Consider the following 8,924-nt stretch of genomic DNA (forward strand, 5'->3'; position numbering starts at 1 on the left):
GGCTCAGTCCAGGCAGAACTCGTTGCCCTCGACGTCCTGCATCACGAGGCAGGATTCCTCTTCGCCATCGGCGGGCAGTAGGTACAGCCGGGTCGCGCCGAGTGCGACCAGCCGCGCGCATTCGGCCTCGAGTGTGGCGAGGCGTTCCGCGCCTTCGAGCCCGGTTCCGGCGCGCACATCGAGGTGTACCCGGTTCTTGACGGTCTTGCCTTCGGGAACGCGCTGGAAGAACAGGCGTGGACCGGCGCCGGTGGGATCGACGCAGACGAACGCGGAATCCTGGCGTTCCGGCGGCAGCGCGCGATTGAACTCGCCCCAGTCGGCGAACCCCTCCGGGGGCGGCGGGACGACATATCCCAGCACCTCGCACCAGAACCGGGCGACGCGTTCGGGCTCCGCGCAGTCGAAGGTGATCTGTACCTGTTTGACCGATGTCACCGGCCCACCATAGACGCGCGCGATCGCCGGTACCTAGTGGTTTTCCGCTAGAGGGCCAGGCCGACTCCGGTCAGCACCGACCACGCGAGCATGGCCAGCCCGGTGTCCTTGAGCACCGGGATCAGCGCGGGTCCCTCGGTGCCCGAGGCCACGGTGCGCACGCCGCGCGCCACCAGGACCGCGGCGAACAGGCCGAGCAGCACGAAGGGGTGCCATGGCGCGAGCACCACGCTGATCACCAGTGGCGCGACGACCACGATCACATAGGCGATCCGGGTGCGCTCGGCGCCGAGCCGGACGGCGAGGGTGACCTTGCCGGAGTCCGGATCGGTGTGCACATCGCGCAGGTTGTTGGCGATGAGCACACCCGCGGAGAAGGAGCCGACCGCGACCGCGCACAGGATGGCGGGCCAGCTGATCCGCCCGGCCTGCACGTACTGGGTGCCGAGCACCGCGACGAGGCCGAAGAACAGGAACACGGCCGGTTCCCCGAAGCCCGCGTAGCCATAGGGATGCGAACCGCCGGTGTAGAACCAGGCGGCGAGGATGCACACCGCGCCCACCGCGAGCAGCCACCACTGCCCGGTGCCGATCACCAGCACCAGCCCGGCGACCGCGGCGATCCCGAAACTGGTGAATGCCGCCGCACGCACGGTGTTCGCGCTCGCCGCGCCGGAACCGACCAGCCGCAGCGGGCCGACCCGCTCGTCATCGGTGCCGCGCACCCCGTCGGAGTAGTCGTTCGCGAAGTTGACCCCGACGATCAGCGCGAGCGAGACGATCAGCGCGCACAACGCCGCCCACCACTGGAAACCGCCGATACCGACCGCGGCCCCGGTGCCCACGAGCACTGGGGCGATCGCGTTCGGCAGGGTACGCAGCCGCGCACCCTCAACCCACTGCGCCGTTGTTGCCATACCGCCCATTCTGCTCTACGGCGCGGCGACCGGATCAGTGGTGCTGGCTCGCGAGCAGCCGGTTGTTCCGCTCGATCTGCGGAAGGGATTTCGGCGCCTGCGTGCTCACTCGCTGTGTCGCGGGGAACCCGTTCTGTGCGGTGTGCGCCGGTTTGCCCGCGGTGAACAGCCAGGTGTCGAGCAGCCGCTTGACCGGTTTCCCGGAGATCTGCTCGGCGAGCGCGGTGAACTGCGGGATCGTTCCGGTGCTGTACCGCAGTTTCGCGGTCCAGGCGTGCAGGATCGCGAAGAACGCCTTGTCCCCGACCACATTGCGCAGCGCCTGCACGGCCATCGCGCTCCGGTCGTAGACGGCGAAGCTGTCGAACTGGTTGTCCGGCCCCGGGTTCCCGGGCAGGATGTCCCACTTCTTGTCGCCCGCCGGGGTTTCCGCGTACAGCGAGTCCATCAGCTGCTGGGTGGTCCCCTCACCGGAGTGCTCGGACCACAGCCACGAAGCGTAGGTGGCGAAGCCCTCGTTGAGCCAGATATTGCGCCAGTCGTGTACCGAGGTGGAATCCCCGAACCACTGGTGCGCGTTCTCGTGCGCGATCAGGCCGAGATTCGTTCCCTTCGCGAAATTCTTCGCCCCGTAGATGGGCCGGGTCTGGGTTTCCAGGGAAAAACTCAGCTGACTGGAAACCACGCCGCCCTGCGCCTCGAACGGGTACTTCCCGAAATTCCGCGCCTCGAAATCGAGCACCTCGGGAGTGCGCTGCACACTCGCCTTGGCCGCGTTCAGCGAATCGCCGAGGGTTTTCTGGTACGCCGTGATGAACGGCAGCCCGCCCGGGGTCTTGCCCTTGTCGATCTCGTATTTCCCGATCGCGAGCAGGGTCAGATAGGGGGCCTGTGGTTTGGGCTGGCGCCAGCTGTACCGGGTGGTGTCCGCGGTCGGGTTGGACTCGCCGACCAGATCGCCGTTGCTGATCGCCTGCAGTCCCTTGGGGACCGCGACGGAGATGTCGTAGCTCGCCTTGTCCCGGGGATGGTCGTTGACCGGGTACCAGAACGCGGCCATGTGCGGTTCCTGTGCGGCAAGTGCCCCGTCCGGACCGGCCACCCAGTCCTTTTCCCCGTTGATCGACACCTGCGAGGGCACACCGTGATAGCGCACCACCACGGTGACCTGTTTGCCCTTCGGCAGATCGGTCTTCGGGGTGATGCGCAGTTTCGCGTCCTTCTTGGCGAATTCCGCTTTCGCGTTGTCCACGAGCACCGAATCGGTCTGCAGCCCGAAATCGAGAGAGAACGAGGAGAGGTCCGTGGTCGGGGTCAGCAGAATGGTCGCCGTCCCGGCGAGCTGGTCCCCCTTGGGCTGGTAATTCAAGCGGAGATCGTAATGCCCGACGTCGTAACCGGTGTTGCCGTCGTTCGGATAGTACGAGTCACCGATGCTCGACCCACCCGGTGAACCCGCGGCGGCCGCGTTACCGGCGAACAATGCGACCGCGCAGACGGCACCGATCGTGGTCGCCGCGGCTCTTCCTGCCTTGAACATGAACCCTCCATTCATTATGGAGGGCACGCTAGTCAGCACGGACGGTTTCGAACAGCGCCGTTCGGCGGGCATCGCAGTATCTGGGAACCCTTGCCATTCACCGTGAAGACGGCCCGGGCGTATGGGTGTGCGGCGTGCTGTCCGAGAGGATGCCGCGGTCGACGTGGTCGGCGTGAAACAGTGCCTGGGAGAGCAGCCGCCGCACATGTTCGTTGGCGGCCGAGTAGTAGACGAAGGTCCCTTCGCGGCGGCCGGTGACCAGGCCGGCCAGTCGTAGCTTCGCCAAGTGCTGGCTGATCGCCGCCGGTGCGGCGCCGGCCAATTCGGCCAGACAGGCCACCGAGGACTCACCGTGCAGCAGGGCCCACAGCACCTTGATGCGCGTCGGGTCGGCCAGCATGCGGAACGATTCGGCCGCCAACTGGACCTGTTCGTCCGCGGGCATCGGGAACTCCGGCTGGCTGGTGTGCATGCGGATCAGCCTACCCGCCTGCTCTATTGGATGCTTATCTGCATGTATACGCAGATAAGCTGCTAAGCTCGGCCAGGTATTCATCCGGAACCGGCAGGAGTCTCCGCCATGACCGAACACCAGCACGGCCACGGCCATGGTCACGACCACGGCGGTGGCGGACTGTCCCGGATCCGGCGGCGGCTCGCGCACGCGGTGACCCCGCACAGCCACGACAGCACCGAGCTCGTGGATTCCACCCTGGAAGCCAGCGCGCGGGGGATGCGGGCGCTGTGGGTGTCGTTCGCCGGTCTGCTGGTCACCGCGATCGCGCAGCTGGCCGTCGTGGCGGTCAGCGGTTCGGTGGCGTTGCTCGGCGACACGCTGCACAACTTCGCCGATGCCCTGACCGCGGTGCCGCTCGCGATCGCGTTCCTGCTCGGGCGCAGGGCGGCTACGCGGCGATTCACCTACGGGCTCGGCCGTAGCGAAGACCTCGCCGGGCTGGTGATCCTGCTCGTCATGCTGGCCTCCGCGGTACTGGCGGCGTGGACCGCGATCGACCGGCTACTGAACCCGCGGGAGATGACCGATATCGGCTGGGTCGCGGCGGCCGGGGGCATCGGATTCCTGGGCAACGAGCTCGTCGCCCGGTACCGGATCACCGTCGGCCGCCGGATCGGTTCCGCCGCCCTGGTCGCCGACGGCCTGCACGCGCGCACCGACGGATTCACCAGCCTCGCCGTGCTGCTCGCCGCCGCGGGATCCTGGTCGGGCTGGCGCTGGGCCGATCCGGTCGTCGGCCTGCTGATCACGGTCGCGATCCTGACCGTGCTCTGGGGAGCGGCAAGGGAGGTGTTCTCCCGCATGCTCGATGCCGTCGATCCGGAGCTGGTGGACACCGCCGAGCGGGCGCTCGCCGGGACCCCGGGTGTGCGCGGCGTCGACGCCATTCGGTTGCGCTGGGTCGGGCACACCCTGCACGCCGAATCCGAACTCGACGTGGACCCCGGACTCAGTCTCGTCGCGGCCCACACGATCGCGCACGAGGCGGAGCATCGGCTCCTCGGCACCCTGCCGCGGCTCGGCCGGGCCCTCATCCACGCCCATCCCGGCGGGGCCGAGTACCACGGAGCCGCTATTCGTTGAGCGCGGCGGCCACTCCCGCGCGCAGCCGGGCCCGCTCGGCGCGCAGCCGCTCGCGATCGGTGCGCACCTCGATCACCCGCAGCCCGGGGGCGGGGCGCACGGCCTCGGCGAACGTCGCGCGGTCCTGCGCGATGGTGTGGCGCACCCCGTATCCGGCGCACAGCGCGCCGATATCGGCCCGGTGCGCGGTACCGAACACGCGCTCGAAGGACTCGGTGTACTCGGGCTGGCCCTGTTCGAGCAGGCCGAAGATGCCGCCGCCGTCGTCATTGTTGACCACGATCGTCAGATCCGGCTCGGGTTCGCCGGGCGCGCGCTGCAGCCCGTTCACGTCGTGCAGGAAGGTCAGGTCACCGAGGAAGGCGTAACCGGGGACCGCGCGCCCGCGTTTGGCGGCGACCGCGAGGCTGGCCCCGATGGCCGTGGACACGTTCCCGTCGATCCCGGCCAGTCCGCGGTTCGCCAGCACGGTCAGGTCGCCCCGGCGCTCGGCGACCAGGTCGACATCCCGGATCGCGTTGGAGGAACCCAGGAACATGGTCGCCGGGGAGGGCAGCGCGGCGAGCAGATCGAGTGCCACGTGCGCCCCGCTCGGCCAGGTGCAATGTGCCAACCAGGATTTGATGACCTCGGTGACGCGGGAATTCTCCTTGCGCCACTGTGCACTCCACTGGCCGCCGGCGCGCACATCCACCTCGGCCTCGGTGAGTTCGGCGATCGCGGACGGGTCGAGGTGCTCCGTGGCCGATTCGGCCAGATACTGCGCGTCCGCCCACTGTTCCGGGGTGCACACCAGGTGCACCGGCGGGCCGGAGCGCAGCAGCCGGTTCACCCCTCGGGACAGCGTGGGCCGCCCGACGAGCACGATCGTCTCCGGCTGCAGTTTCGCGGGCAGCTCGGCCACGCTGTTGAGGATCAGCGAGGCCGAGGAGATGGCGTGCCGCGGACCGACCCCTGGCGGTTCGACCAGCAGCGGCCAGTCCATCCGCCGGGCCACCTCGCCTGCGGCCGAAGCGGCGTGCCAGGGCGCGTCCCCGACGATCACCAGCGTCTTGCTCGAACACGCGCGCAGCAGTTCGGTTCCCCCCGAATCGGGTGCCCCGCGGGTGGTGATCGCGGTCCACGGCGCCCCGTCCGCGCGGCCCTCGAGGGATTCCGGCCAGTCCCCCTCCTCGGGGACCAGTGGCTCGCGGAACGGAATGTTCAGGTGCAGCGGACCCCTCGCCCCGGCAAGAGTTCGACACAGTATTCCGCGCCACACCTTGTTCTGCCCGGATTTGTGTTCGGCGAGCGGAAAATCCACCGTGCGTACGTGCGGGGCGAAAAGCCCGTGCTGCTGGGTGGTCTGGTTCGCCCCGCTGCCGACGAGCTCGGCGGGACGGTCCGCGGTGAGCAGTACCAGTGGTTCCCCGGAGTGCGCCGCTTCCAGGACCGCGGGGTGCAGATTGGCGAGCGCGGTACCGGAAGTGCAGGTCAGCGCCACTCGTCCGGTGCGAACCGGTCCGTGGCCGAACCCACGGGAGAGGCCGAGCGCGAGGAAGCCCGCGCTGCGCTCGTCGATGCGCACGTGCAGCCGGATCCGGCCGGCCCGCTCCGCGTCGTGCAGTGCGAAGGAGAGCGGGGCATTACGGGATCCGGGACACAGTACGACGTCACCGATTCCGCAGCGGATCAGTTCGTCGACGATGACTCGTGCCTGCGCCGTCGACGGGTTCAGACTCATGGTTCTATCCTCCCAGTTATGGAGGTCTCCGAGCTGTTCGACCCGTCACGCTGGGCGCCAGTCGACAATTTCGCATTCACCGATATCACCTATCACCGCAGTGTCGAGCCTGGAGTGGCGCGCATCGCATTCAACCGGCCCGAGGTGCGCAATGCGTTCCGCCCGCACACGGTCGACGAGCTGTACACCGCACTCGAACACGCCCGCACCTCCGCCGACGTCGGTTGTGTGCTGCTCACCGGGAACGGGCCGTCCCCACGGGACGGGGGCTGGGCCTTCTGCTCCGGCGGTGACCAGCGTATCCGTGGCCGCACCGGTTATCAGTACGCCTCCGGGGAGACCGCGGAGACCGTGGACAAGGCCCGCGCCGGGCGGCTGCACATCCTGGAATGCCAGCGGCTGATCCGGTTCATGCCCAAGGTGGTGATCGCCGTCGTGCCCGGCTGGGCGGCCGGCGGCGGGCATTCGCTGCATGTGGTCGCGGATCTGACCATCGCTTCCGAGGAACACGCGCGATTCAAACAGACCGATGCCGATGTGGGCTCCTTCGACGGTGGATTCGGTTCCGCCTATCTCGCCCGTCAGGTGGGGCAGAAATTCGCCCGCGAGATTTTCTTCCTCGGCCGGGAGTACACGGCGCGGCAGGCGCACGAAATGGGCGCGGTGAACGCCGTCGTCCCGCATGCGGAATTGGAGCAAACGGCGCTGCAGTGGGCGCGCGAGGTGAACGGGAAATCCCCGACAGCGCAACGCATGTTGAAATACGCGTTCAATGCGATCGACGACGGGCTCGTCGGCCAGCAGCTGTTCGCCGGTGAAACGACACGGCTGGCCTACATGACCGACGAGGCGGTCGAGGGGCGGGATGCCTTCCTGGAGAAGCGCTCGCCCGACTGGTCGGCGTTCCCGTACTACTACTGAGCCCTACGACAAGCTGAGAGACAACCGTGCGCGAGATCGTTCTCGATGGGTCGCCCGAACCCGTACTCGAACTGACCGAGGCCCTGCACGCCGCGCTGAACGACGGGGAAACCGTGCTCCCGCTCGCGGGCACCGACCCCAGCTGCGCCGCACTGCGCGCGGCCATGGCGCCCGAGGATCCCGTCGAACCGGAAACCGCGGTCCTGATCGCCACATCCGGATCGACCGGTGAGCCCAAGGGGGTGCTGCTCTCCGCCACGGCGCTGCGGGCCTCGGCCACCGCGACCCACGAGCGGCTCGGCGGGGACGGCCACTGGCTGCTCGCCACCCCCGCCTGCTACATCGGCGGGGTGCAGGTGCTCGTGCGCGCCCTGCTTGCGGACACCGAACCGGGGATCGTGGAGACCCGCGGCGGCTTCGTCCCGGAGGCGTTCACCGCCGCTGCCGCGGGAGTGCTCAACGAGCCGGGGCGGCACTACACCGCGCTGGTGCCCACCCAGCTGGCCAAACTGCTCGAGGACGGGGCCGCCTGCGAGGCGCTGCGCGGGTTCGACGCCATCGTGCTCGGCGGCGCGGCGACCTCGCCGAGCCTGCGGGCCAGGGCCGTCGACGCCGGGGTGCGGGTGGTCGCCGCCTACGGCATGAGCGAGACCGCGAGCGGTTGCGTCTACGACGGGATCCCGCTCGACGGGGTCGGCGTGCGGCTCGCCGGGGAAAGCGATGGGATCGGGGTGATCGAGGTGTCCGGGAGCGTGCTCGCGCACGGCTACCGGCGCGCACCCGAACACACCGCCGAGTCCTTTGTGGACGGTTGGTTCCGGACCGGGGATCTCGGCCGGTTCGACGGTGAACGGCTCGAAGTGCTCGGCCGTGCCGACGACATGATCAACTCCGGCGGGGTCAAACTCGCTCCCGCGCTCATCGAACGGGTGCTGCTCGCCCAGCCCTCGGTCGCCCAGGCCTGCGTCGTCGGGATGCCCGATGAACACTGGGGAGAGGCCGTCGTCGCCGCGATCGTGCCCGCCAGCGGGGTCGGCGGGCCCGACGAGGCCAAGCTCGCCGCCGCCGTGCGCGCCGAACTCGGCAAGGCCGCCGTACCGAAACGCTTCGAGCGACTGCCGACTTTCCCGATGCGCGGCCCCGGAAAAGTCGACCGCGGCGCGGTCCGTGAGGCCATGGGCGAAAGCTGAGCGTGGATGGGTGAGCTGGCGCCGGAACCGCGCAGCCTCCAAGAAATCGAGCGGGACGACTGGGGTGATCCGCCGGAGGACACCACGATGCTGATCAGCACCGTGCACCGCCTCCGTCGGTTGCCCGTCGATCGACTCGATGACGAAGCTTTGCGAATACTGCTCGGTCAGCGAGTCGGAATCGCCGCCCTCCTGCCGCGTGCGCTCGACCGGCTCGCGGAGAATCCGCTCTGCGAAGGCGATTTCTATCCCGGCGACGTACTGCATTCCGTGCTGCGGACCCCGGACGAGTACTGGAAAACACACCCGGAACAGCTCGAACGTCTGTGTCCGGTCATCGATCTGGCCGAGGAGTTGCTGCGTGCCGACGAGTTCGCCGTGTCAGGGCTCCTGGACGAGATCGTGGATTTCCGGAAGAGGGCAGCCCGGCTGTGGACATGATGGCCTTGCCGCGTTACTCCGTTGAGGCGATTCTTGGTGCTGTTCCTGGGAAATCATGGCGTACTGCGGTATTATAGATGTCATGAACGCTGGGGAGTGTTCGGCGATGTTGTCGAATCGGGAGTTGCTTGATCGGCTCAGCGAGCAGGCCGTG

The 8,924-nt window shown here is 68.5% G+C and carries 9 protein-coding genes; 4 read left to right on the forward strand and 5 right to left on the reverse strand.

All coding sequences use genetic code 11. The features are described from left to right. Nucleotides 1-3 precede the first annotated feature (3 nt). The 4 genes from AD72_RS11655 to AD72_RS11670 all read right to left on the reverse strand — a co-directional run bounded on the left by AD72_RS11655 (nt 4) and on the right by AD72_RS11670 (nt 3,367). A complete protein-coding gene (locus tag AD72_RS11655; protein WP_031466490.1) occupies nt 4-438 on the reverse strand; it encodes a VOC family protein in 435 nt (144 codons plus the stop codon). Nucleotides 439-485: 47 nt separating this feature from the next. Beyond that, a complete protein-coding gene (locus tag AD72_RS11660; RefSeq protein WP_031466491.1) occupies nt 486-1,355 on the reverse strand; it encodes a 1,4-dihydroxy-2-naphthoate polyprenyltransferase in 870 nt (289 codons plus the stop codon). 34 nt (nt 1,356-1,389) lie between these two features. Further along, nucleotides 1,390-2,895, reverse strand: coding sequence for a M1 family metallopeptidase (locus AD72_RS11665; protein WP_051898514.1), 1,506 nt, complete (start codon nt 2,893-2,895; stop codon nt 1,390-1,392). A gap of 97 nt (nt 2,896-2,992) precedes the next feature. Further along, the gene (locus AD72_RS11670; RefSeq protein ID WP_031466493.1) at nt 2,993-3,367 is read right to left on the reverse strand and encodes an ArsR/SmtB family transcription factor; all 375 of its coding nucleotides are present in this window, start codon (nt 3,365-3,367) and stop codon (nt 2,993-2,995) included. 108 nt (nt 3,368-3,475) lie between these two features. Here AD72_RS11670 and AD72_RS11675 point away from each other — a divergent pair, with 108 nt between their 5' ends. Beyond that, nucleotides 3,476-4,495 carry a cation diffusion facilitator family transporter gene (locus AD72_RS11675; protein ID WP_031466494.1) on the forward strand — a complete coding sequence of 340 codons (1,020 nt, stop codon included), beginning with the start codon at nt 3,476-3,478 and terminating at the stop codon, nt 4,493-4,495. Here AD72_RS11675 and menD read toward each other — a convergent pair. Then, nucleotides 4,485-6,218, reverse strand: coding sequence for a 2-succinyl-5-enolpyruvyl-6-hydroxy-3-cyclohexene-1-carboxylic-acid synthase (gene menD, locus AD72_RS11680; protein ID WP_231644795.1), 1,734 nt, complete (start codon nt 6,216-6,218; stop codon nt 4,485-4,487). The two genes, AD72_RS11675 and menD, sit on opposite strands and share 11 nt — an antisense overlap. A gap of 18 nt (nt 6,219-6,236) precedes the next feature. Between menD and AD72_RS11685 the strand changes: the two genes are divergently transcribed. From AD72_RS11685 to AD72_RS11695, 3 genes are read left to right on the forward strand one after another with little or no spacing between them, the layout of a single operon-like run. Continuing rightward, nucleotides 6,237-7,139: a 1,4-dihydroxy-2-naphthoyl-CoA synthase gene (locus AD72_RS11685; RefSeq protein WP_031466496.1), complete on the forward strand. Its 903-nt coding sequence runs from the start codon at nt 6,237-6,239 to the stop codon at nt 7,137-7,139. Between the two features lie 26 nt (nt 7,140-7,165). Beyond that, nucleotides 7,166-8,329, forward strand: a complete 1,164-nt coding sequence (gene menE, locus AD72_RS11690) for an o-succinylbenzoate--CoA ligase (RefSeq protein ID WP_031466497.1) — start codon at nt 7,166-7,168, stop codon at nt 8,327-8,329. A gap of 6 nt (nt 8,330-8,335) precedes the next feature. Continuing rightward, nucleotides 8,336-8,770 (forward strand): contact-dependent growth inhibition system immunity protein, encoded by a 435-nt coding sequence (locus AD72_RS11695; RefSeq protein WP_037345456.1) that lies wholly within the window; start codon nt 8,336-8,338, stop codon nt 8,768-8,770. The last annotated feature ends 154 nt before the right edge of the window (nt 8,771-8,924 follow it).

It is taken from the genome of Sciscionella sediminilitoris (assembly GCF_000737195.2).
In the GTDB taxonomy this organism is placed as follows: Bacteria; Actinomycetota; Actinomycetes; order Mycobacteriales; family Pseudonocardiaceae; genus Sciscionella; species Sciscionella sediminilitoris.

What these genes read in the sequence shown, in the direction of transcription:
- AD72_RS11660 (WP_031466491.1), bottom strand. Translation starts at nt 1,355, where the DNA reads ATGGCAACAACGGCGCAGTGGGTTGAGGGTGCGCGGCTGCGTACCCTG.
- AD72_RS11665 (WP_051898514.1), bottom strand. Translation starts at nt 2,895, where the DNA reads ATGTTCAAGGCAGGAAGAGCCGCGGCGACCACGATCGGTGCCGTCTGC.
- AD72_RS11670 (WP_031466493.1), bottom strand. Translation starts at nt 3,367, where the DNA reads ATGCACACCAGCCAGCCGGAGTTCCCGATGCCCGCGGACGAACAGGTC.
- AD72_RS11675 (WP_031466494.1), top strand. Translation starts at nt 3,476, where the DNA reads ATGACCGAACACCAGCACGGCCACGGCCATGGTCACGACCACGGCGGT.
- menD (WP_231644795.1), bottom strand. Translation starts at nt 6,218, where the DNA reads ATGAGTCTGAACCCGTCGACGGCGCAGGCACGAGTCATCGTCGACGAA.
- AD72_RS11685 (WP_031466496.1), top strand. Translation starts at nt 6,237, where the DNA reads ATGGAGGTCTCCGAGCTGTTCGACCCGTCACGCTGGGCGCCAGTCGAC.
- AD72_RS11695 (WP_037345456.1), top strand. Translation starts at nt 8,336, where the DNA reads ATGGGTGAGCTGGCGCCGGAACCGCGCAGCCTCCAAGAAATCGAGCGG.